The following is a 23,223-nucleotide window of genomic DNA, read 5'->3' as shown; positions in this document are numbered from 1 at the left end:
CATGGCACCACACCAAGAGCGCGTCATCGCAGAGCGCGATGATCTGGCCGCGCGCACCGGGAAGCTGGATGCCTTCACGGGCTCGGACCTCTTCCGAACCCTGGACACCCATGAGCAGGCCCGCATGGTTCGCCAGTTGAACCACATGCGCAGCTACCTCGCAGTTCTGAATGAGCGCATCGCCGCGTTCTGAGATGTCCAAACTGGCTCAGAAGCTGGTGACTGCACAAAAAACAGGCAGAACCAGGGCGCCACGTTCGATAGAGGCCACGCCGCGCGCATCAGCGCCCGATCAATCAACTCTCACGCCAAAGCAGGAGGCGTTCTGCATCGCGTACCTTGAAACCGGGAACGCAAGCGAGGCATATCGCAGAGCCTACGATGCAGGAAAGAGCAACCCGGCCACGATCAATCGCAGGGCGAAAGACCTGATTGATGACAGCAAGATAGCGGCAAGGCTCAAAATCCTGCGCCAACCGGCCATTGAAGCGGCCCAAGTATCGGCAGAAGCTACTTTGCGCGAGGCTTGGGCGATCATGACCGCCGACCCGCGCGAGTTCATGGATTACCGCGTGGGCTGCTGCAGGTTCTGCTGGGGCAAGGATCACCGCTACCAGAGAACAGCAGGCGAATTCGAACGCTACGAGGCGGATTACACAGCCAAGTGCGAGAAGGCCATTGAGGACGGAAAACCTGTTCCCGGTGAGTTCGACCCGCAGGGCGGCATCGGGTACGACAAACGCCTGGAGCCTCATCCTGAATGCCCTGAGTGCTTTGGTGAGGGTGTTGGCCGCACGGTGTTCAAGGACACGAGCAAGGTCAGCAAAGCCGCTGCCAGCCTGTTTGCCGGCATCAAGGAAACCAAGGACGGCTTGGAGGTCAAGTTGCACAGCAAGGACTCAGCCATGGACAAGATGTTCAGGCACATGGGTCTGTACAACGACAAGATCGAGCTGACCATGCCAACGGTGCGGGTCAAAGACTTCACCGGCAAGGCGTAATTGATACCAAGGTACTCAGTGCGCGCCGTCTCGGTCTCGGAAATCCCGAGAAAACACCGTCACCAATGCGTGATGTGTAGTTCACAAGTATTCAAAGTGCCTGAAAATGGCTGAAATCGAGTTCGCCTACAAGCCGCAGGGGCCTACGCTGGAGCGCTACCTGCTGAGCAAAGAGCAGCGGACCATCATCACCGGCCCGCTCGGATCATCCAAGACGAATGCGAGCTGCTGGAAGAGCTTTCGGGTGATGCTGGATCAGGCGCCGGACTCGGATGGCGTGCGCAGGACGCGCGGCCTGGCGGTGCGGAACACCTACCCGGACCTGTTCGGCACGACCATCAAGGACTGGCTGGAGATGTTCGGCGAGCTGGGGAAGTTCTCCAAGGGCGGCATGGAGCCACCGACGCACCGGCTCAAGTTCAAACTCGACGACGGCACCACGGTTGACGCTGAAATGATCTTCCTGGCGCTGGACCGACCGGACCACGTGAAGAAGTTGCGAGGGATGCAGCTCACGTTCGCTTGGTTGAACGAGGTCAAGGAACTGATGTTCCCGATCCTTGAGATGGTGGACTTGCGGATTGGCCGCTTCCCGCAGAACGTCAGTTGGTACGGCATGTTCGGCGACACCAACGCGCCAGACACCGACCATTGGCTGTACCGGCTGAGCGAAGAGTTGAAACCGAGTGGCTGGACGTTCCTCAAGCAGCCGGGCGGTTTGACCCGCAAAAGCCCAGACGCTCCATGGGAGCTGAACCCGCTGGCAGAGAACGTGCACAACCTGCCGTTGGGCTACTACGTCAAGGGCGCCGAGGGCAAGACCGAGAGCTGGATCAAGGTCAACCTGGCCAACGAATACGGGTTTGTCGCCGATGGCAAGCCGGTGTACCCGGACTATCGGGACTCGGTGCACTGCAAGGACTTCGAGTTCATCAAAGGCCTGCCAGTGCACATCGGGCTGGACTTCGGGTTGACGCCGGCCGCGATCTTTGGGCAGCGCATGGTGAACGGGCAGTGGCGCTGGCGGTATGAGCTGGTGACCACTGATACCGGTGTGATCCGCTTCGCGAACAACCTCAAGGACTTCATCCGCGAGAACTTGGATGGTTTCACCATCGGGCGGATCACAGGCGACCCGGCCGGCGATCAGCGCCAGGCTGGCGACAGCGAAGAGCGCACGGTGTTCCAGCTTCTGGACGCCAACGACATCAAAGCCGAGCCGGCGCACACGAACGATTTTGCGATCAGAACCGAGGCCGTGGCGAACCCGCTGCGCCGAATGATCGACGGAGAGCCAGGCTTTCTGATCCACAGCGACTGCAAGGTGACCCGCAAGGGCATGCAGGGTGCCTACAAGTTCCGACGCATGCAGATCGCTGGCGAAGAGCGGTATCGCGATGTGCCTGAGAAGAACGCGCAGTCGCACCCTTGCGAAGCTGGCCAGTACCTGATGCTGGGTGGTGGCGAAGGGACGGCGGCGATCACGGTCCATTCGGCAGACACCGAAGAGGTTGCAAAGGCCTACCGCGAGATGCGCGGACTCACACAAAGCAAGTCGAGCGCTGCAGCGTTCCGACGCAGATGAGGTATTTGATGAAGCCAACCCCCCAGTACGAAGATCGAGCCGGCGATGCATCGCGCGACTTCGCAGGGAGTGGTGCGTTCTCGCTCTACGGTCTTGAGCGCATGCTGCGCGACTGCATGGAGCAGCCCGAGTGGCGTTTGCGCGCCAAGATGGCCGCGGCCTACTACGACGGCAAGCAGTTGAGCGAGCTGCAGAAGTGGCACATCCGGCAGGAAGACCTCGAAGAGCGCGCGATCAACCTGATCCGCCCGGTGATCAACTCGGTGTTGGGACAGGAAGCCAAGAGCCGCACGGACATCAAGATCGAGGCCGACGACGACAGCTATGCCGATGTGGCCGAAGTGGTCAGCCACCGCCTGAAGGAGCTGGAGCGCGAGACACGCGCCCACATGGCGGTCAGCGAAGCCTATGCGTCGATGGTCAAGAAGGGCATCGGCTGGGTGCACGTGAGCCGAAGCAGCGACCTGCTGGCCTACCCGTACCGCTTCGAGTCGGTGCCCATGGATGAGATCTGGTGGGACTGGCGCGGCCAGAAGGGCGTTGTGTTCGATCACCGTTGCCGGTGGGTGGTGCGCCAACGCATGGTGGACCTGGACGAACTGGAAGCGGGCATGCCGCAGCACCGCGCCGTCCTGCGCCGCAGCGTCAGCGGCTGGGCTGAGATCAGCGAAGACGACGGCGCCCTGCTGGGCAAGCCCGAGGACTACGACCTGTCCAGCGCCTACGAGCGCGAGAGCCGCTTCAACTTGGTGGTGAAGAAATGGGACTGGGTGGATTCGGCGCGAAAGATGATCAGGCTGTATGAAGTCTGGTACCGGGTGCCGGCTGAGGTCGTGGTGCTGCACATGGGCTCGCGCACAGTGCCATACGACGCCAAAGACCCGCGCCACGTCGAGGCCGTTGCCCGTGGACTGGTGAAGGTCAGCAAGGGCATCACCAGCCAGGTGCGCCGCGCGCTGTACGCCGGCCCGCACCGCCTGCTTGACGAAGGCACGACGAAGCGCCACTTCCCCTACGTCCCGTTTTTTGCATTCCGCGACGACGAGGATGCCAGCCCATACGGCTTGATCGACGGCATGATCGCGCCGCAAGATGAGTACAACGAGCGCCGCTTGCGCGTGCAGTGGATGCTCAAGGCCCGTCAGGTGGAGATGGACAGCGACGCCCTGGCCCCCGAATACAACAGCATCGCCGACATCGCCGCCAACGTGATGCGGCCGGACTTCGTGGCAATCACGAACCCGACCCGCATGAACCGCGGCAATGCAGCGATCAAGATTCGCAACGACCTGAACATGCAGCCAGAGCAGTTCGCCGTGATGGCCGACAGCAAGGAGCTGATTCAAGCCACAGCCGGCCGCTACACCAACCAGTTGGGCAGCGCCCAGGTGCAGTCCGGGATTGCCAACAGCCTGCTGATCGAGCAGGGTGAGCAGTCCATGGGCGAGATGAACGACAACTACGCCTACGCGCGCCGCATTGCGTTCGAGCTGGCGGTGGACGAGATTCTGGAAGACATCAAGGGCGAGCGCATGCAGGTTCCGGTCGGAGCCGGCAAGAACCGCCGTGTTGTGGTGCTCAACGACTGGACGCCAGAAGGCATGCCGGTCAACCAGGTGGCGGACGCCAGCATCAAGACCGCGCTGGCCGAAGTGCCCAACACGCCTGCCTACCGCCAGCAGAGCCAGCAGCAACTTGCCCAGATCATCCAGGCGCTGGGCAGCAACCCTCAGGCCGTCGCTGTGCTGGCCCCGGCCTACATCGAATCGACCTCGGTCAACAACCGCGAACAGGTGGCCGCCGATCTGCGCAAGGTGTCGGGCCTGCCGGATCCTGGCGACAAGAACGCGCTGGCGCAGGCCGAGCAGCAGCAGCAAGCCATGCAACAGCAGCAGATGGAGCACGCTGCGCAACTGGCCGCCGCTCAACTGGACGTGCACGTGTCCACCGCAGAGCGCAACCGGGCCGGCGCGCGACAGTCAGAAGCCAACGCCATGCTGATCGAACAGCGCATCGCTGCTGGTGAACCGCAGGCGAACGTGGCCGAGACGATGGCTCGCACGGAACAGACGATGGCCAACGCCGCGAACGAAGACGACATCTTGGCCCAGGTGCTGGCGGAGGCTGCAGCGTGAGCGAATTCCAGCAAAAGGTCGAAGAGGCCGTGAGCCGGTGGCGCAAGTCCATCGATGCAGCCCCCAAACGCGCAGCAGCCAGGGAAATCCGTGCCGATGAGGCCATCCTGACCGAGATCATGACCAAGGTTCATGACCAGCACGGGCCCGGTCCAACTGCCAAATTGCGCGACCGCACGATTCGCGGCCTTGTTGTCGGCGCCCGACTGCAGACCTACTAAACCCAACCACATCACTTGTAAAGCCCGCCGCGTGCGGGCTTTTGCATTTGCGCCGCCATGCAGCCCCGCACTGCCTTGGTGTGTATCCCGCGGAAGCCACCCGGTTGCGAATCGTCCATGCGCCGGGTGTGGATCAAGGACGGTGGGCGCAGGCCCTCGGTGATCGACCGTAAACGAGACAGGAGTGAATCTTGAGCACTGAACCCCTACACCCAGCATTTGACGCGGAAGAACAGGCCATCCTGGCGCAGATCACGGCCGACGAAGGCGACGGGGAGATGCAACCCGACGCACAAGACGACCAGCAGCCCGAAGAAGTGACGCCCAAACCGGCAGCACCCGAACCGGTTGCCACGACTGAGCCAGCCACGCAGACCCCAGCAGCCACACCGGCCGCCGATGTCAAGCCCGTGGAGCCGCCTCAGGGCGACGTGAAAGCCGCATTGCGCGCCTCGCGCCGTGCCGAACAGCGCGCCCGCCAGGAGCTCGACAAGCTGAAGGAAGAAGTGGAGCAGTTGCGCAAGGCGAAGCCCGCCGACCAGGACAGCCAGGCGATCACGCCTGAAGAGCTGGAGATCATGAAGGCCGACTTCCCACTGCAGCACAAGCTCTACCTTCAGCAGCAGGAACTTGCCCGACAGATCGCCGAGACGCGCCCCGCAGCGCAGCCAGCGGTTTCCGACGAGTTCCAGCCGGTCGAGTTCAACCCGCACGTGCAAGAGCTGGTGGACCAGGTTCCCGATCTGCTCACGTGGCAACACGATCCCGCATCGCAGGACAAGCTGCAGCGCGCCATCGCCTACGACCGCGCGCTGGAAAACGATCCGGACTGGATCGGCAAGCCTGTGCTGGAGCGTTTCGCCGAGGCCGTCAGCCGCACCAAGCGTGCGTTTGGCGCGACCCCCACTCACGTGACCGCGGCACCAGCCGCAACCCGCCCAGACCCCGCCGCCGTGATCGCCGCTTTGCAGCCCTCGGGGCCGAAGGGCATCAGCGACTTCGGCGGTGGCCAACCCGCATCCGCCCCGTCCGTGGACTTCGCTCGAATGAGCGATGAAGAGATCATGGCTCGACTGCCAGTTCTTCCGTAGGCGGGGTCACACACCCTTCCAAGGAGCCTCAAATGGCACAAACGTCCGTCCCCAATGGCAGCGCCCTGGCGAACAAGCAGTTCTCCAAAGCCCTGTCTGCAATGGCTGTCAAGCAGCCCACCCCCATGTCGGCCCTGACCGGTCCGATGCCCACCCACGACGCCGCGATGCGCAAGCTCAAGCAGCAGTCCACCACCGAAATGCCTTTCGTGCGCGTGGACGACCTGAGCAAGGGCCCCGGTGATGTGGTGCAACTCGACTGCGCACACGTGGTCAAGCTGCGCCCGGTCATGGGTGACAAGAACGCCGAAGGCCAGGGCGCTGCGCTGAAATACAGCACCAAGGACATCACGTTGGACATGGCCACCATCCCCGTGTCCGCAGGCGGAAAGATGACCCAGCAGCGCACGCCCCACAGCATGCGCTTGAATGCGCTGGCCCAGCTCAAGCGCGGCATCCCAGCCTTTCGCTGGCAGCGGTGCCTGGCCTTGCTGGCTGGTGCACGTGGCAAGCAGAACAGCAACGACTGGGTTCTGCCGCTGGCAACCGATCCCGAGTTCGCCGACATGATGGTCAACGCCATCAAGGCCCCGTCGTACAACCGCCACTGGGTGGTCAACGGCACCGGCCTGACCCAAGGCGGCGCGCAACTGGCATCGGTGGCCACCACGGACGGCCTGAAGCTCTCGCACCTGGACGAGTTCGCTGCGATCTGGGACGAGATGTCGATCAAGATGGCACCCATCATGATCCCCGGCGACCCGGCCGCTGGCGATGACCCGATCAAGGGTGTGATGTACCACGACCCGCTGGCCTGGGATTCGCTGCTGACCGACACCACGGCCACCGGCAACCTGCGCAAGTTCGAAGCCGAAGCCATGCAGCGCGCCAAGTACGGCGAACTGTCGCGCCACCCGCTGTTCAGCGGCGCCCCGATCATGTGGAACGGTGTGCTCCATCGCAAGATGCAGTACGCGGTGCGCCACGACGCGAGCGACGTGATCAAGCACGTGACCGCAGCCAACCGCCTGGCCGGCACCGAAACGGATGTGACCATCGCAGCCGGCCTGTCCACCACCCATCAGGTCGCCACGTCGATCTTCCTGGGTGCGCAGGCCTTGGCAATCGCATCTGGTGCCAACCAGTCCAGCGAGGAAACCTACTCCCTGCTCGAGAACCGGACCAACTTCGAGCGCAACCTCGAGCTGGCCGGCGAGATCATGGGCGTGGAAGACAAGCTGCGCTGGGCGCTGCCGAACGCCGATGGCGACCTCGAAGTGACCGACTTCGGCGTGGCCGTGATTCACAGCGTCGTGAAGAAGCGCAGCGTCTGATGACCACCGCAGCGGGGCAACCCGCTGCCACCAACCCATTCACTTTTTAGGAGCCACATCATGGCAAATCTTTACGGTAAGAAGGCGAAGGCGCCGCAAAACATGCCCGGCGATGGCCGAGCGGTGATGATCGATGACAGCATTGCGCTGGCGGCCAACCCGACCGCCGCCGATGTCATCAACTTCAAGCTGCCCGCCGGCTTGCGCCTGGGCATGCTGGCAATTCGCTGCGACGACATCGACACCAACGGCACGCCAACCGTTGTGTTCGGCGTGGGCTACCGCGCCGTTGACAGTGATTCGGGCTTGTCCGCCGACGCGACGTACTTTGCCGCTGCTGGCCAGACCACGGCACAGGCTGGCGGCACGCTGACCTGCTCGTTCGAGCCGATCAAGTTCGAGGAGGACGTTTACGTCACGCTGACGGTGGGCACCGCTTCTGCAACCTTCGCGGCCGGCGACATCTGCATGGTGGCGGTTGGCGCCGCCGAAGGCGTCAAGTAATCCGGCAGCGGCACCAAGAAGCCTCCCAGTCCACAAGGCTGGGGGGCTTTTTCATTGGAGATCGACATGAAGATCAAGTACGTGGGATTGAAGCCTTTCGAGGATGCCTTCAGGGCCGAAACCGGTGTGACCTGGGGCCCCGGCGTCGAGCACGACATCCAGGACGCCGCGGTGGCTGCGCGGATGCTCAAGCACCCGGATGTGTTTGCGCTGGGTGAGTCTGCGAAAGAACCCGCAGCACCGGATGCCCAGAAAGTCGGCACCGATGAAACCAGCGACACGCCAGATACCGAGCAGGTTGAACCGCCCGAGGGCGACAAAGGCCCGTCGGCCAAGTTCGTGATGCAGACCCAGAGCGGCCCGCTGGTGCTGGACGATCTCGACAAGGCAACGCTCAAGGCCCTGGCCAAGGAAGCCGACGTTGCCGTGGGCAACAGCGGCCCGGACAAGATCCGCGCCAAACTGGCCGAAGCCTTTCCGGTGAACGGCTGACATGAAGACCTGGGCCGACTTCCATCCGCGCGTGATGCCCTACGTCCTGGGCTGTCCTGTTCCCGTGGTGGACGCGGACCTGATCGATGCGGCGCGCGAATTCTGCGAGAAGACTTCGTGCTGGAAGTTCGTGAGCACGGCCAACGTCTTTCCCTACGACTCCCGCGCCGAGTTCGACCCTGATCTGGAAACCGAGGTCATCCGGGTGGACAGCCTGACCATCAACGGTGAGCCCTACGACATCAAGTCCACGCACAGCTTGCCGGCCGACTGGCGAGCGAACCCGCCTGACGACAAGACGCTGTATCACGACAACCTGCGCGAGTTCCTGATTTTCCCGACGCCGGCCGCAACCGACTCGGTGGAAATGACGATGGTGCTCAAGCCCACCAGCTCAGCAACTGGCGTGTCTGACGACGTGTTCGCCATGCATGCCGAGGCCATCTCCTACGGAGCCCGGGCCAGGCTGCAGCGCATGCCGCGCCAGCCATGGAGCGACATGGCCCAGGCCCAGCTCGATGGGCTCTTGTTTTCCTCGTTCATCAACCGTGCGGCCAACGTCGATTTCATTCGGGCGAAGCACCACCGCGTGACGAAGCAGGAAATCTGACATGACCGTCGCAGCAGCAACCATCATCTCGGAAGCCCAGCGGGCGATGAACGACGCCGCGGGCGTGCGCATGCCGGCATCGGACCTGATTCCATGCCTGAACCGTGCGCAGCGCGACATTGCCCTGGCACGCCCGGACACCATGGCCGCGATGGTGGAGTTCCCGCTTGTCGCCGGTGCCAAGCAGTCGCTGCCATCCACAGCAGCATTGCTCATCGACGTGCCGAGCAATGCCGCCGGCACCAAGCGCTCCATCAGCAAAACAGAACTCAGCCTGCTGGACGCATCTGTCCCGGCCTGGAGGTCTGGTGCGCAAAAGTCGGAGATCGTGCATTTCTGCCACGACCCTCGCACGCCCCGTGTCTTTTACGTCTTCCCGCCAGCAATCGCTGGCACTGCGGTGGACATGGAGGTTTCGAACTATCCAACCGACATCCCGGCCCCGGCGTCGCCAGGCGCAGCCTCCGACACCGTGAGCGGGAACATCAGCCTTGCCGACGAATGGAGCACCGCGCTCCTGATGGTGACTCTGTACTACGCCTACCTGACGGACCTGGAGGGCGTGAACAACGTCGGCTTGGCCGCCGGCTACAAGGCGACCGCCGAGCAGATCCTGGGTGTGCAGCTGCAGGCCTCCATCGTGGCAGCGAAACCGGAGTAACCCATGGTCCAGAAATTCAAGAACGATTCACGAGCGCGACTGTCGATCGGCATCAACGCATCCGCCACAACCATCGTGCTCGAAGCCGGCTATGGCGACCTGTTCCCGGTGGCCGACATGGGAACTGGATCGGTTGGCGACTGGTTCAAGTGCACCCTCGAAAACGAGCTCGGCGTCAAAGAGGTGGTGAAGGTGCGCACACGCACAGCCGGCTCTGACTTGCTGGAGAACGTGGTGCGCGCGCAAGAGGGGTACACGGCAATCGAGTTCGAATCCGGTACCGTCATCGGCCTGCGCCTGACGGCTGATGATGTCGAGCGCAGTCTGGCCCAAGACTGGAGCGCTATCCCAGAGCAGTCGGTCACGCCATCGGCAGGCACCAAGACACTGGATGTGGAATGCCGCGGCAATCACGTCGATACCGACGGATCGAACATCCAAATCCCTCCCGATACTTTCGAGAAGGGCGACATCGTTGTGGTGTATTGCAACGAGGTCACGAGTCGAACGATCACGCCCATGTCTGGTGTCACGCTGGTTTGGGACGGCGGAGAGACCGGGGTTCGCACGATTGAAGAAGATGGGCTGTGCTCGATCTTCTGCGTAGCCGCGAACAAGTTCCGCATCATTGGATCGGGTCTGAGCTGATGGCCGGAATCCACGCTGTTCTGTTCGGAACCGGCTTCGTGCCGATGCAGGCCACTGGCGGGGCCATCTCTGATTTCACCGATGGCAATGGAGTCACGTGGCGCGTGCACGTTTTCAACGACAACGGCGCGCTGTCTGTCACCCGCCTCGGGTCACTCAAGGGCTACGTCCAACGACTTGTTGTCGGCGGTGGTGCCGGTGGTGGATCAACGAACAAACCTTCGTCAGGATCAGGCGGCGGCGGCGGTGCCGGCGATCACCTGGGCGGCGGCGACGGTACGGCGGAAAACGACTATGCATTCGTTGTTGTTGGCAGCAACACGGCCGTGGTGGGCGTCGGCGGCGCTGTCACGCAAAACGGTGGCAGTTCCAGCTTCGCGGGCATGACCGCGCCAGGTGGCGGCGCCGGTGGCAGCTACGGGTCGGTGGCCACCTACAACGGCCGCCCGGGCGCGTCTGGCGGCGGTGCTGGCCAGCCCGGCACCGGCGGCATCGCATTTGGCGGCGCGAAGACCGGTGCCGGGTTTGCCGGCGGTTACTGCGACATCCCGGCCGGCAAGGAAACGGGCGGTGGCGGTGGTGGTGGCGGCGCTGGCGGTGTTGGCGGTAACGCCTACGGAGCGATCTCCGTCATCAACGGCGGCAACGGCGGGCCCGGCAAGGTGTCCAGCATCACCGGAGCGGCCGTCACGCGCGCCGCGGGCGGCGGTGGCGCCGGCTGCAACCGGTCGAGCGACAGCGGGACTGGCAACGGTGAGCCCGGGCTTGGCGGTTCCAGCATCGGCGGCAACGGTTCCAAGTGGGAGAACTACGGCGCCACAGCGCCTGTGCAGAACACCGGATCTGGTGGCGGTGGCGGCAACGGCGACGCATTCCCCGGGTTCCCGCCAACCGCTGGCGCCAAGGGCGTGGTGATCGTGCGTTACCCGCTGACGGCCTACACGCCACCACACACAGCATAAGGACCAACGATGTCGCTTCCCGTTTGCACCGTTGTGTGCGTCATGCACGACCAGACCGGCGAGCCGGTTCCAGGCGCCATCTTTGAGTGCCTGCTGAACGCCACCGAGGTTTACGAGGGCTACGTCGTCCCGGCGCGCGTGACTGGCACGGCCGGCACTGACGGCATCGCACAGATCGACCTCTGGCCCAACCAACTCGGGTCGGTGGAGTCCGCGTACACCGTCAAGATGCGCAACCCGCAGACCGGAAAGAGTTTGACGGTCACGGCCGTGGTGCCGAATCAGGCGGCTGCGAACCTGCACGACATCGCTGTGTTGCCACCGTACCCCGGCAAGATCGACGGACAGGTGAATGTCGAGGCCGCGATTGCTGCTGGTCAGCAAGCCCAGACGGCAGCCCAGGCCGCCGATGCATCTGCCGTGAATGCTGCGGCGAGTGCTGCTGCAGCGCTGGCGAGCCAGACCGCAGCGGCGACCAGCGAGACAAACGCTGCTGCCAGCGCGACCAGCGCAGCAACTCAAGCCACGACCGCAACGACGAAGGCTGGAGAAGCATCCGCCAGCGCCGCTGCCGCGCTCGCGAGCCAGAACGCTGCGGCAACGAGTGAAACAAACGCTGCTGCCAGTGCATCAGCGGCAGCGGCGTCAGAAGCTACGGCAACCACACAGGCCGGCATTGCAACAACCGGTGCAGGAACGGCAACGACGAAAGCAGCCGAGGCATCCGCGAGTGCTGCTGCCGCCGCGGCGTCAGAGGCTGCTGCTGATACCGACGCAACTGCAGCAGCAGCGTCAGCGGCATCAGCAGCCTCCAGCGCTGCTGATGCTGATGCAGACCGCATCGCAGCCGAAGCCGCGAAGGTTGCAGCCGAGGCAGCTGCAGCTGATGCAGCAAACAAGGTCGACAAGTCAAGCGGCCCCCAGGTCATGACTGTGGACCTCACCGTGCCGTCTCTCAATGGGGGCCCGTTCGGTCCAGGCAACGTCCTCATCAACGCCACCGGCCAGATCGCGCAAGAGGCGCTGGGCTCGCGCACCGACGACACCTACGCCGAAGACGGCTGGATCGTCCTGACGCAAACTGCAGCCGTCACGGCCAGCACGGTCACGGGCGCCGAGGACGGTACGCCGTTCATGATGCGGTTGTTGCAGGCGCAGGCCACACCGCAACGCATGGGCCGCCTGCAAATCATCGAATCCAGCCGGTCGAAGCCGTTTCGAGGCCAGACCGTGACGGCCCGGTTCGGACGGGTTCGGTGCAGCGCGGCAGAGACGGTGCGCTACGCGCTGCTGGCGTGGACCGGAACGGCGGATGTCGTGACCAGCGATGTCGTCAACAACTGGGCCAGTGCGACCTATACGCCAGGCAATTTCTTCCTGGCGTCCAATCTGACGGTGATCGCAACGGGATCGCACGCCCTCGCCGCGAACACTCTGACCGATGGTGTTTCTCTCACGGGTGTCGTGCCTTCCGGCTGCAACAACCTGATTCTGTTCTCGTGGACCGATGCCGCGGTGGCCCAGAACGTCACGCTCGACTTGGCAAAAGCCAGGATCAATCACGGTTCGGTGGCCACACCCTACAAGCACGAAGACGATGCCGAGGTGCTGCTCGCCTGCAGCCGGTTCAAGGTGCCGATGGATAACCGCCGTCCGATGGGGCAGGCCATCTCTGCGTCGGCTGTCACGTGTGTTTCTGTCGTGGTCCCTGTGCCGATGTTTGTCTTGCCGTCGATCTCGGCAAGCAGCCACTCATTCACTGGCTCTGCTGGAACCGGTATAGCTGGATTTACTGTTAGCGTAACCAATATGGTTCTTAACTCTGTGCGCCTTGATGCATCTGGCGGGTCGGGGTTGGTGGCTGGAAACACCACGGTCATGGTGCCAGCTGCAAATACTTGGCTTCTGGCCCAGTTGTAATTGGGCGGAGTGATTTTCAATTTCTTCTTTCAATTTTTCAGGAATCCAAAATGTGCGACGGTACTTTTTTGCAATCAGGTGTAGGGGCAGTTTCCAGGGACTGCCAAGACAAATTGCGGGATATTGTCTCGGTTAAAGATTTCGGCGCAGTCGGAGATGGGGCTGCTTCTGATAGTGCCGCCATCCAAGCGGCGATTGACTCCATCCCGGCTGGTGGTGCGGTTTATTTTCCTGCCGGAACTTATTTGCTTACAGCTACAGTCAATATCCCGCTTGGCAGTAACTACATGCTGTATGGCTGCGGGTCTCATTCAAAATTGTATACGGCTTCAAGCATCGGGACGATGATCAATTTGATGCCTGATCCTGATTACACTGCGATGGGAGTGAATCAGGATGTGACGATCACCTGCCTTGGGTTTCACATTGACCCAGCAATGGCCGCTGATATTGCAGCCATCAGGGCAAACAATCGGCATCAATTGATTGTTGATAAATGCTTCTTCGGGGCATTCATCGGCACATCTTTGCCGAACCCTTCTACAGGGGACCGCACCACCAAGTTCACCAGAATGACCGCGCTGGAAGCGGTGAATCTGAATAACGGGTCGTTTACCAACAACCTCATGATCCAGATTCGCCGGGGTGTTTGGATTACCACCGATGGTGATGATTTCATAGTGTCGGGCAACGGGGCGTCTTATTGCGGTGGGTCGCTTGCAACTTTTATTGGCGGCAATAAGGTCCAAATCACCAATAACAGTTGTGAAGAAAGTTTCACCGGATGGGGGGCGCATCTGGTTAACTGCACCAGGGCCTTGATCAGCGTCAATACTTTCTCCGAGGCATACACCGTTGGCGGCATTCTGCTAGACGGGTGCACGAATTGTTCCGTGGTTGGAAACAATATCTACGGGAATCAGTTTGGGCGCGGAGGAAGAGTGCCAGATGCTTCATTTGGAGGCATCACATTGTTGAACAGCGCAAGCTATAACATCATTACTGGCAATGTGTCCGGGTTTGCCCCGCAGACACACGGCATTGTTATTTCTGGGGCAGGCTGCAACAGCAACGTGGTCACATCAAATAATTTCAGGCAGAACACTACTGCCGGTATTTACAATGGTGGCACTGGCACTGTGCTGGCTAATAATTTGACCTGATGATCCGCTATGTACCAGATCATCAACAGCACCAGCATCCAGCACCTGCCATCCGGCGTGGTCTTCCCAACGGCACCCGGCAACATGGATTACGAGGCGTACCTGCAGTGGGTGACGGCCGGAAATGATCCGATGCCCGCAGAACATCCAACGCTGGACGAGCGCCGCGCCGCAGTGTGGGAGCTGATCAAATCCGAGCGCAGCCGTCGGGAAAACGGTGGCGTGCAGGCTGGCGGGCACTGGTTTCAAACCGACTCGGACAGCCGCATCAAGATGCTGCGGCTGGAGGCCAAGGCCGTGGCCGCGCTGGCTGCGGGTGGGGCTGCTGCGGACGTGCTCACGGTGGCTGGCCAGCCGATCCAGTGGAAGACCACCGAGAACGGCTTGGTGCCGATGACGGTGGACCTGGCGCAGGGGATCATGCTGGCCATCGAGCTGCTGGACGCACTGGCATACACGCGAGCCGAGGTGCTGCGCGCGCAGGTGCTGGCGTCTGCCGACCCGGAGAGCATTGACATCACAACCGGCTGGCCGGCTGTTTTCGAGGGCTGACCTTGGCCGCCATCACATTCAAGGCATTCCGCGGTGCTGTCCCGCGCGCTGGCGAGCGCCTGCAGCAGCCGCGCTACGCCAAGTCGGCCAAGAACATCAAGCTCACATCCGGCACCATCGTTCCGCTGCGCGGCATGCTGCCTAGCGTCACGACGCTGGCGGAATCGATCGCGACGATCTGGCGGTATCGGCGCGTTGGTGATGGCGCAGTTTCCGACAACTGGCTGACGTTCGCCGACGACACCGACGTGGTTGGTTCTCTGATCGCCGACGATGCCGATGGGCGAATCTACTGGGCGTCGGACGCGCACGACCCGCGCATGTCCACGTTTACGACTGCGATTGACGGCGCCGGCCCGTTCCCTGCAGCGTGGTTCATGCTTGGCGTTCCGTCACCGGTTGACAAACCAGCGGTGTCGGTGTCCGGCGGGTCCGGGACCAACGTCACGCGGTCCTACGCCTACACGTTTGTGACGGCGCTGGGCGAAGAGTCGGGCCCGTCTCCTGCCTCTGACCTCGACACGGGGTTTCCGAACGGCACCTGGGCCATCACGGGAATGCAGACGGCGCCAGCCAACAGCGGTGCGGCGTCTGCATGGACGGCGCTCGGAAGCGGGCGGATGCGTGCGACCTTGAGCTCTGTGTTTGGCATGCAAGTCGGATCGACCGTGGAGTTCACATACTCCACAGTGGAACTGGGCGCATCGCCAATCGTGGAAACATTCCGGTTGCTGGCCGTCAACGCCGGCACCAGCGAGGTCGAGTTTCTGCGCGGCGACTATCCGGCCGGCACCACGCCGACACTCACCTGGGAACGCGTATCGCCGATCAACACGACCGGCATGGTCAAGCGCATCTACCGCACCGAAGGCACCGCCGCCAGCTTCCTGTTTGTGGCCGAGATCGCCGCGGCGACCACAAGCTACAACGACAGCGCCGTCTCATTGACGGGGGAGGTGTTGCCGACGCTCAACACGCTGCCAGCGCCGGCAAAGCTCTCATGCCTGATCGCGCTCCCCAATGGATGCCTGGTCGGGCTCGTGGAAAACGAACTCTGCTTCTCGGACCCGTACATGCCGTACTCGTGGCCGGTGAGCAACCGATACAGCTTCGTCGGCAAAGGCATCGCGCTGTGCCCGGTCGGAAACAGTGTGGTGGTGCTCACGGATAGCCACCCCATCCTGTTCAGCGGCAGCGACCCCGAGGCGATGAGCCCAATCGTGATGGAAACCTACGCGCCCTGCGTGAGCAAACGGGGTGCCGTGAATGTGGGCGGCGGCATGCTGTACCCATCACACGACGGCCTTTGGCTAGCATCTGGTGGAACCGTCACGCTCATGACGCGCGCGCTGTACCGGATGGACGAATGGAAGGCCCTGGCGCCGGAAACGTTCAATGCCGAATTCCACGACGGACAGTATTACGCCGTGCACACACCGGTGGGCGGGAAGCGCCAGATGCTGGTGCTGGACATCGGTGAGCTGGACAGCGCGGTGGCCGTCGATGATGTGGCCGACGCGATGTTCCGCAACGATTTCGACGGCACGCTCTACGTGGCGCAGGGATCGAAGATCCTGAAATGGGATTCCGATGACCAGCGCCGCTACCTGTCGGAATGGACCAGCGTTGAGGTGCAACTGGACGTGCCGCGCAATTTCAGTCACGCCCAGGTGCACGCCAACTACAAACAGATCGTGCCGCCAGACACGTCGATCCTGGAGGCAAACCAGGCCCTGATTGCCGCCGGCCCTGATGCCGTGAGCGGCTACATGAACAGCGCCGAGTTTCTGGCGTTCGAGCTCAACGGATCGAACCTGCAGCTGTACAACCCGCCGACCGAGCGAAAGGTGCAGTTCATCCTGTTCGAGGGCGATCAAGCGCTATTCGCCCGCGCCATCGACAGTGCGCGGCCGTTTCGCCTACCTGGGAAGTACAAGGCCGAGGCGCTGCGTGTCGGCATCAATGCCAGCGTGCAGGTCTACAGCGCCACCATCGCTGAATCGACGGCAGAGCTTGCGCAGGCATCGACATGAGCAAGCCCGCCATCCCATCGGTGCGCACCGGGCAGGCCCTGCTGGACACGGCGCTGGGCGCGATCAAGCAGACGCTGGACGCCATCACCGGACAGGCGCGCAACGCCGAGCGCCTGCAGCCGTTGCCGAGCACGGCGACAACGGCCGACATCATCGATCGGCTGAACGCCATCACGGAGAGACTGCAATGATCGTCCTCGGGTACACGGGCAACCACAAGGGGCACGGGCTTCGCATGCGCGCCGGCCGCGAGCTGATCAGGCTTGGACAGTGGCCATTCACCTACCGGCGCGTGACGCACACCGAGATGCTGCTGGATGGCACCTGTGACGTGGCCGACATCGCGTCGGCTTCGATGATGGACGGTGGAGTCCGCATCAAACAGGACGTGCGGCTCAACCCGGCGCACTGGATCGCGGTGGACGTTCCGACGTGGGATGTTCGGCAGTCATCGGCGTGGTTCTTCGACCACCTGGGCGAGCCATACGACACGCGTGGATCGCTGGGCTCCGTGCTCTACGGCATCGGAAGCAATCCGGGGTGGTTCTGCAACGAGGCGTGCGGCGCCAGCGTCGGCCAGATCGACCCGCAGACCATGCCGCCGGCCGGCTTCTTCGCGTTGGCCATGCGCCAGCCTGGCGCGCGCATCGTGACCGACGAATTCTTCTCCACCACAAAAACAGGAACTGCAGCATGAACCGCGACGCCATCGACGCCACCGCCGCCACCCTTGGGACCAAAGCCGCCTACACCGGTGCAACCACCACCATTGGCAGCTGGATGCTGTCGAGCGAGTTCGGCGTGTTGGCCGGGCTGCTGATTGGTGTGCTGGGCCTGCTGACGAATCTCTATTTCCAGAACCGGCGCGACAAGCGTGAGCATGTCGAGCACCTGCGCCGCATGGCCCAGATGGCCAGCCAGCGGGGGGACTTGTGATGAGCGATCAGCTGGCATCCATCGCGCGCCAGCGCGGCAAGGTGGTGGCCCTGCTGGTGCTGTGCGGCACGGCCGTGGCGCTGGTGCACAAGGATTCCGCCGCGGCGATCTTCGCGGCGATTGCGGTTCCGGTCGGGGCTCTGGCCGCAATGGAAGCATGGGCAACGAGGGGCGAAAAATGATGTTTTGGATGTTGTGGCCTTACCTGTGGTGGCGCCTGTGAACAAGGCACGCATTGCCGTTGCCCTGTTGTCGATGAGCGCAGCCGCTTTCGTGGCTCGCTTGGCGCATGAGGGGTACACCGACGGCGCCGTGATCCCGACCAAGGGCGACGTGCCCACGGTCGGCTTCGGCTCCACGGTGCGCGAGGATGGCACCCGCGTCTCGATGGCCGACCGGACGGACCCGGTGTCCGCCCTCAAGCGCGCGCTGGTGCACATCGAGAAAGACGGAGTGCGCATCAAGAAATGCATCGGCCCGAATGTCCCGCTGCACCAGGCCGAATACGACATCTACGCCGAGCTCGCTTACAACATCGGCAACGCCAACTTCTGCACGAACCCGAAGACCGGCGGGCCCGGGGCCATCCCCAAGCGGCTGCAGGCCGGGGACTACCGGGGCGCGTGTGACGCCATCCTGCTCTACAAGTTCGCCGCAGGCTACGACTGCTCGACCCCTGGGAATCGTCGCTGCAGCGGGGTCTGGAAAGACCGGCTGCGGCTTCACACCAAATGCATGGAGGCCCAGTGATGAAAGACTTGTTCGCGCTCATGAACCCGACTCGCTGGGCGATCCTTGCCGGCGTGGTGGCCGTGCTGTTGGCTGTGGCAGGCGGCGCGGTGCTGAATGCTCACTCCAAGGGCGTGGACTCCGGCCGCGCCGAGGTCCGGGCCGAATGGCTGGCCGCCGACAACGCGGCGCTGCGCGAGAGCCGGCGCGAAATCTCCCGACTATCCGGCGTCGTCAACAACCTGAACGAGGTGTACCGTGAACAAACTGAAACGATTGGCCGCATGGCTGATGCCCTTCGCGCTGGTGGCATGCGCGTCACCAAGGCCGAGCGAGACGCCGCCATCGCAGCAGGAACTGCCGAGGCCGTCCGTGGCTATGCCACCACCGCCGCTGACAATTTTGCAGCGTGTCGAAGCGAATACGTCGACCTGGGACAAAGCTATGCAGGATGCGCTGCAGCGGCTCAAGTCCTCGACCGCTACGCCGACGAAATGAGCCACCGACCGGCTCGCCCAACACCTCCAATCCCCCCATCCCAACCATGAACAGGAGTTCACCCATGTCCGCAGTCATCACCCCAACCGTCGGCCGCAAGGTCTGGTACTGGCCCAGTACTTTCGACAAGACCGGCCCAGTGCCCATGGTCCAGCAGACCGGACAGCCACTGGACGCCACCGTGATCGCTGTGCACGGCGATCGCATGGTCAACGTCCTTGTCATCGATGTGATGGGCCGCCAATTCCCGGTGCTGTCGTGCGACCTTCGACAACCAGAAGACCCGGTGCGAACCACTGAAAGCGGCCAAGTGATCGGCCGCTACGTCGAATGGATGCCCTTCCAGGTCGGTCAAGCCAAAAAGGAGAACTGAAATGCGCTTCATCATCACCATCGCCCTGGTCATGACCCTGGCCGCCTGCGGCAGCAACCCCGTCACGCTGACCTTCGGTGACAAGGAGAGTCCGAACCGCGTCACTGCGGTGTCCGGCCTCAAGAGCCACGACGCGGCCAATGCTCTGACCTACGACGCCTACACCAACGCCCAGGTCAAGAAGCCCCAGAAGGCGGTGTGTTCGCTCAAGGCCCGCGACGGTCAGACGTTGAACATCACCGGCCTGTCCGAGTTCACCTGCTGGGCGCCCGAGACGGACCAGATGGCCAAGCCGGTGCAGGCCGAGGGCGAGTTGATGCAGGCTGCGCGCGCATTCCGCGAAGGTGTCGGCGGCACCATCAAAGACGCCACGCCGCTGGCTGGGGCTGCGCTGCTGGTCAAGGACCGCAAGGACGCGCGCGCCTCGGCGACCGAACAGGCCCAGATTGCCGCCGATACCGAGCGTGCCCGCGATGCCGCCCAAGCGGACCAGGCAGGCCAGCTGGTCGAAGCCCTGCGCGAGAAGCCGCAGGTCATTTTCGCCACGCCGATCCCGGCCGCTGCGACGGAAACAACCAGCCAATGATCTGGTCCCACGCATGGAGTCATGCAAGATGGAAATAGCCGAAGTGCTGAACTTGGTATTGACCGCCGAACCGCAGAAGAAGGAAAGCGATCTGCGCATTGCACTGGCCGAACGGCTTGGGCAAACCCTGACCCCCGAAGTCGCGGCAGAAATCGAGTTTGCCGCCACGCGCGCAGCGACGTTGTTTGCGCGGCCGAAGAAGGTCGAGCGGCTGGCGGCTTCCATGATCGGATTGCCCCAGCCTGAATTCAAAGTTCGGCACTTCTTCGCGCCCCAGGTGTACGCGCGGGAAATCACGATACCAAAAGGCGCAACCCTGGTGGGTGCAAAGCACAGGGTGCAGAACATGGCGATGCTTTCAAAGGGCGTTCTGAAGCTTGTGACCGACACCGGGGCCGTGATCGTGAAGGCGGGCGATCCACCAATCAACTGCATGGCCGGCATGGAGAACGCGGCCTACGCGATTGAGGAAGCGGTGTGGACGAATTTCTTTCCAAATCCAACGAACGAAACCGACCCTGACAAATTGGTCGAAATGATCGCATTCATCAAAGCCAGCGAGATTGCTGGAGGCGCTGACAACGTGCAGGTTCTGGCATTGGCTGAGCTGTGCAAAACAGGAGAACTCACATGAGTGTTGCATGGGTAGGAGCAGGTATCGCGGCAGTCGGCGTTCTGTCGAATGCTGACGCACGAAACAATGCTGAACACGATCAGCGGGCGGCAAGAGACGCGGCGAATGCTGCAGCAGAGGGCGACCAGGCAGCAGCAGCCGACATGCTCGCTTACTACCGCGGGCGTGACAGTCAAAACGCAGCATTGCAGGCGCAGGCCAATGCCATTGCTGGCCGGGTTGCGAATGCCCAGATCGGACTGATGGACCAGCAGCGCCGAATTTCCGGCGAGTATCACGACCGGAACAAGGGCGTTTTCTGGCCGCTTGAGGACACGCTGGTCAAGGACGCAAAAGAGTACGACACACCCGAGCGCCGCGAGGCCAAGGCCATGTCTGCCATGGCCGATGTGCAATCGCAGTACGGCATGGCGCAGGACATCCAGAAGCGCAACCTCACGCGCATGGGCGTCAACCCCAACAGCGGCAACTATGCAGCCATGGGCAACCAGCAGAGCCTCGGTCTTGCCAGCGCCAGGAGCGCGGCCGGCAACTCGGCACGCGACAACGTGGAGTTGCAGGGATGGGCACGCCGGATGGACGCCGCAAGCCTTGGGCGTGGCCTGGCCAGCGCTCAGGCGACCGCAGCGGGCACCGCCACCAGCGCCGGTAACAGCGCAATGGGTGCAGCCTATGCGCCCGTGAATGCTGCGAATCAGGCCACCGCATTGATGGGAAGCGGCCTTGCATCGGCCTACGGCATGCAAAGCAACGCGAACAGGCTGATCGAGAGTTCTTCTGGCGGTGGTGGGTCAGGATTTAACTGGGGCCAGCAACTTGCAGGTCTTGGCGGACAGCTGGCAAACGCTTACTACACGAATCAAGCGGCCACGAACACGGCGAACCTCAACACGGCAAACAACGTGAGTGCCAGCGGAGGCGACGGCCTTGGTGCATTCATCACCGCGAACAACAACTGGAATTGACCATGGGCGCCAAAGAAAATGCAATCGTCAGCGGCTTGATCGGTCTCAGCTCCGGCTGGCTCAAAGGAAGAAACGACTTCCAAGAAAATCAGCTCAAGCAGCAGCAGATCGATGAAGATCTGGCGTGGAAGCGCGAGCAGCGGCAAGTTGAGCGGAACAGGATTGCCCAGGACAACGAGATGCGCCTGTCGCTGGCCAGCGCCGCGCGGCCGGCGCAGGTTGATCAGGGCTTTCAAGTGACCGACACCGCCGGAAGCAACGCCTTCACCAAGGACGCCGACGCCGCCGCGATGATGAGCGACATGTCCGCCTCGCGCGAGCAATCACCAGGTCTTTCCAGCGCCACCCGCGTGCAAAACACAGCCTATCGCGACCCGAGACAGGCTCAGGCTGCGCAGGCGCAGTACAACAGCGGCCCGGCCACCTTGGACCGCATGGGACTTGCCGCGATGCCCTACGACCCGGCCAAAGGTCTGGGCTTGCAAGGTCAGGCCGCGACCGCGCGCAGGACCATGACCGAAGAGCAGAAGAAGATGCAGGCCGAGATTGACGACCGGTTCAACAGCGAGATCGCGAGCATCGCTTTCTCAGGGCCGAAGTGGTGGGAAGCCGCCGCCGAGATGTACTCCAAGTCGAACGCGCCAGGACTGAAAGGCATCAAGGCAAAGGCCGAGTTGTCCAAGGACGGGAAGACGGTGAACTTTGTTGCCGTGCTGCCGGACGGGACCGAGAAGGTGATCAACTCATTCGAGGCAAGCGAGAAGGGGGCTCAGGAATGGGCGCAAGCTTCATCGAAGGCGGACGCAAAGACGAAACTGAGCTGGCTGGCCGACCGGGCCAAGCAGTTGCGCGATGAAGAAAAGGCCGCCGAAAAACACGGCCTGACCCTCTCCGAGATTCGCGCGCGCGGCGACGAGGACCGCAAGACCATCGACTACAGGCGCCAGAACGGCGACACGGGCAAGGAATCGATTGGGCGCGAAGAGCGCTTGCGCTACACCAGCCTGTTCCAGGACGCTGGCCGGCGCCAGGCGGAAGCGCAGAAGACCTACAAAGACCTGCTCAAGGAACGGTCCTACGCGAACGCGAAGCCGGGGTCACCGCAGGCCACAGAACTCGAATCGCTTCGTGAAGCCATCAAGCAGCACGGCGACGAGCGCAAGACCTACCAATCGCTGCTTGCTGAAGGCGCTGGCCAGCCTGCTGCTGCCAACCCGACCAGCAGCCGCCAGCCCAGCGGAGGCATGAGCCTGCGCAGCACGGCCGCTGAATCCGACCGTGTGGCGATCCTGAATGCTGAACTGGCCAAGGCGCGCGCCGCCGGCAACGTGCAGGACGTGGCCGCGCTGGAGCGTGAGATCAGCCGCCTGCCGGGCCAGAAGCCCGCCGGGCTGGGCTTGTCATCCGTGCGCCAGCCTGCCAGCAACGGCCAGCCCGTGAAGATCACATCGCAAGCCGAGCACGCCGCGCTGCCAAAGGGCACGCACTACACCGCCCCCGACGGGTCTGTCCGCATCAAGCAGTAAAACTATGGCCAAAGAATTCTGGGAAGACGACGCCCCTGCTGAAGCCTCAGTCCCCGCCGAATCT

At 62.8% G+C, this 23,223-nt stretch carries 28 protein-coding genes; all 28 read left to right on the top strand.

From position 1 onward, the window contains the following. The first annotated feature begins 1 nt into the window (after position 1). The 28 genes from AC07YZ_RS16990 (at position 2) to AC07YZ_RS16855 (ending at position 23,159) form a co-directional block, all read left to right on the top strand. On the top strand, positions 2 to 193 hold the full coding sequence (locus AC07YZ_RS16990; protein WP_494795567.1) for a crAss001_48 related protein: 192 nt from the start codon (positions 2 to 4) through the stop codon (positions 191 to 193). Continuing rightward, on the top strand, positions 171 to 1,001 hold the full coding sequence (locus tag AC07YZ_RS16985; protein ID WP_494795566.1) for a terminase small subunit: 831 nt from the start codon (positions 171 to 173) through the stop codon (positions 999 to 1,001). Before AC07YZ_RS16990 ends, AC07YZ_RS16985 begins: the two co-directional genes overlap by 23 nt. Before the next feature lie 106 nt (positions 1,002 to 1,107). Continuing rightward, the gene (locus AC07YZ_RS16980) at positions 1,108 to 2,586 is read left to right on the top strand and encodes a TerL (protein WP_494795565.1); all 1,479 of its coding nucleotides are present in this window, start codon (positions 1,108 to 1,110) and stop codon (positions 2,584 to 2,586) included. An 8-nt stretch (positions 2,587 to 2,594) separates the two neighbouring features. Beyond that, positions 2,595 to 4,721 carry a portal protein gene (locus tag AC07YZ_RS16975; protein WP_494795564.1) on the top strand — a complete coding sequence of 709 codons (2,127 nt, stop codon included), beginning with the start codon at positions 2,595 to 2,597 and terminating at the stop codon, positions 4,719 to 4,721. After that, positions 4,718 to 4,942 carry a hypothetical protein gene (locus AC07YZ_RS16970; RefSeq protein ID WP_494795563.1) on the top strand — a complete coding sequence of 75 codons (225 nt, stop codon included), beginning with the start codon at positions 4,718 to 4,720 and terminating at the stop codon, positions 4,940 to 4,942. Before AC07YZ_RS16975 ends, AC07YZ_RS16970 begins: the two co-directional genes overlap by 4 nt. Positions 4,943 to 5,133: 191 nt before the next feature. Then, positions 5,134 to 6,033, top strand: coding sequence for a hypothetical protein (locus AC07YZ_RS16965; protein WP_494795562.1), 900 nt, complete (start codon positions 5,134 to 5,136; stop codon positions 6,031 to 6,033). Positions 6,034 to 6,065: 32 nt separating this feature from the next. Beyond that, entirely contained in the window at positions 6,066 to 7,367 is a 1,302-nt protein-coding gene (locus tag AC07YZ_RS16960; RefSeq protein WP_494795561.1) for a phage capsid family protein, read from the top strand. A 60-nt stretch (positions 7,368 to 7,427) separates the two neighbouring features. Then, positions 7,428 to 7,871, top strand: coding sequence for a hypothetical protein (locus AC07YZ_RS16955; protein ID WP_494795560.1), 444 nt, complete (start codon positions 7,428 to 7,430; stop codon positions 7,869 to 7,871). A gap of 66 nt (positions 7,872 to 7,937) precedes the next feature. Continuing rightward, complete coding sequence (locus AC07YZ_RS16950) at positions 7,938 to 8,363, top strand: hypothetical protein (RefSeq protein WP_494795559.1); 426 nt, start codon at positions 7,938 to 7,940, stop codon at positions 8,361 to 8,363. Between the two features lies 1 nt (position 8,364). Next, entirely contained in the window at positions 8,365 to 8,973 is a 609-nt protein-coding gene (locus AC07YZ_RS16945) for a phage adaptor protein (RefSeq protein WP_494795558.1), read from the top strand. A 1-nt stretch (position 8,974) separates the two neighbouring features. Then, positions 8,975 to 9,634, top strand: a complete 660-nt coding sequence (locus tag AC07YZ_RS16940; protein ID WP_494795557.1) for a hypothetical protein — start codon at positions 8,975 to 8,977, stop codon at positions 9,632 to 9,634. Positions 9,635 to 9,637: 3 nt separating this feature from the next. After that, positions 9,638 to 10,282 (top strand): hypothetical protein, encoded by a 645-nt coding sequence (locus AC07YZ_RS16935; RefSeq protein ID WP_494795556.1) that lies wholly within the window; start codon positions 9,638 to 9,640, stop codon positions 10,280 to 10,282. Then, the gene (locus AC07YZ_RS16930) at positions 10,222 to 11,244 is read left to right on the top strand and encodes a glycine-rich domain-containing protein (protein WP_494795555.1); all 1,023 of its coding nucleotides are present in this window, start codon (positions 10,222 to 10,224) and stop codon (positions 11,242 to 11,244) included. Before AC07YZ_RS16935 ends, AC07YZ_RS16930 begins: the two co-directional genes overlap by 61 nt. A 9-nt stretch (positions 11,245 to 11,253) precedes the next feature. Further along, positions 11,254 to 13,164 (top strand): hypothetical protein, encoded by a 1,911-nt coding sequence (locus AC07YZ_RS16925; RefSeq protein WP_494795554.1) that lies wholly within the window; start codon positions 11,254 to 11,256, stop codon positions 13,162 to 13,164. Positions 13,165 to 13,214: 50 nt separating this feature from the next. Next, positions 13,215 to 14,327, top strand: coding sequence for a glycosyl hydrolase family 28-related protein (locus AC07YZ_RS16920; RefSeq protein WP_494795553.1), 1,113 nt, complete (start codon positions 13,215 to 13,217; stop codon positions 14,325 to 14,327). Between the two features lie 9 nt (positions 14,328 to 14,336). Then, positions 14,337 to 14,879, top strand: a complete 543-nt coding sequence (locus AC07YZ_RS16915; protein WP_494795552.1) for a DUF4376 domain-containing protein — start codon at positions 14,337 to 14,339, stop codon at positions 14,877 to 14,879. Positions 14,880 to 14,881: 2 nt separating this feature from the next. Further along, positions 14,882 to 16,912 (top strand): hypothetical protein, encoded by a 2,031-nt coding sequence (locus tag AC07YZ_RS16910; RefSeq protein WP_494795551.1) that lies wholly within the window; start codon positions 14,882 to 14,884, stop codon positions 16,910 to 16,912. After that, positions 16,909 to 17,103: a hypothetical protein gene (locus AC07YZ_RS16905; RefSeq protein ID WP_494795550.1), complete on the top strand. Its 195-nt coding sequence runs from the start codon at positions 16,909 to 16,911 to the stop codon at positions 17,101 to 17,103. The genes AC07YZ_RS16910 and AC07YZ_RS16905 overlap by 4 nt, the downstream gene beginning before the upstream one ends. Next, entirely contained in the window at positions 17,100 to 17,609 is a 510-nt protein-coding gene (locus AC07YZ_RS16900) for a hypothetical protein (RefSeq protein ID WP_494795549.1), read from the top strand. The genes AC07YZ_RS16905 and AC07YZ_RS16900 overlap by 4 nt, the downstream gene beginning before the upstream one ends. Next, positions 17,606 to 17,848 carry a holin gene (locus AC07YZ_RS16895; RefSeq protein WP_494795548.1) on the top strand — a complete coding sequence of 81 codons (243 nt, stop codon included), beginning with the start codon at positions 17,606 to 17,608 and terminating at the stop codon, positions 17,846 to 17,848. The genes AC07YZ_RS16900 and AC07YZ_RS16895 overlap by 4 nt, the downstream gene beginning before the upstream one ends. Continuing rightward, entirely contained in the window at positions 17,848 to 18,030 is a 183-nt protein-coding gene (locus AC07YZ_RS16890) for a hypothetical protein (RefSeq protein WP_494795547.1), read from the top strand. Before AC07YZ_RS16895 ends, AC07YZ_RS16890 begins: the two co-directional genes overlap by 1 nt. 37 nt (positions 18,031 to 18,067) lie before the next feature. Further along, positions 18,068 to 18,598: a glycoside hydrolase family protein gene (locus tag AC07YZ_RS16885; protein ID WP_494795546.1), complete on the top strand. Its 531-nt coding sequence runs from the start codon at positions 18,068 to 18,070 to the stop codon at positions 18,596 to 18,598. Continuing rightward, entirely contained in the window at positions 18,598 to 19,125 is a 528-nt protein-coding gene (locus tag AC07YZ_RS16880) for a hypothetical protein (protein ID WP_494795545.1), read from the top strand. The genes AC07YZ_RS16885 and AC07YZ_RS16880 overlap by 1 nt, the downstream gene beginning before the upstream one ends. Before the next feature lie 14 nt (positions 19,126 to 19,139). After that, complete coding sequence (locus tag AC07YZ_RS16875; protein ID WP_494795544.1) at positions 19,140 to 19,448, top strand: hypothetical protein; 309 nt, start codon at positions 19,140 to 19,142, stop codon at positions 19,446 to 19,448. A gap of 1 nt (position 19,449) precedes the next feature. Further along, the gene (locus tag AC07YZ_RS16870) at positions 19,450 to 20,034 is read left to right on the top strand and encodes a hypothetical protein (RefSeq protein WP_494795543.1); all 585 of its coding nucleotides are present in this window, start codon (positions 19,450 to 19,452) and stop codon (positions 20,032 to 20,034) included. A 28-nt stretch (positions 20,035 to 20,062) separates the two neighbouring features. Next, complete coding sequence (locus AC07YZ_RS16865) at positions 20,063 to 20,668, top strand: hypothetical protein (RefSeq protein ID WP_494795542.1); 606 nt, start codon at positions 20,063 to 20,065, stop codon at positions 20,666 to 20,668. Next, on the top strand, positions 20,665 to 21,633 hold the full coding sequence (locus tag AC07YZ_RS16860; RefSeq protein ID WP_494795541.1) for a hypothetical protein: 969 nt from the start codon (positions 20,665 to 20,667) through the stop codon (positions 21,631 to 21,633). The genes AC07YZ_RS16865 and AC07YZ_RS16860 overlap by 4 nt, the downstream gene beginning before the upstream one ends. Positions 21,634 to 21,635: 2 nt before the next feature. Next, positions 21,636 to 23,159 (top strand): hypothetical protein, encoded by a 1,524-nt coding sequence (locus AC07YZ_RS16855; RefSeq protein WP_494795540.1) that lies wholly within the window; start codon positions 21,636 to 21,638, stop codon positions 23,157 to 23,159. The last annotated feature ends 64 nt before the right edge of the window (positions 23,160 to 23,223 follow it).

The organism is Hydrogenophaga sp. GW101-3F08 (assembly GCF_059424585.1).
The sequence above is the reverse complement of the archived record's forward strand: the minus strand, read 5'-3'. Positions and strand labels throughout refer to the sequence as shown.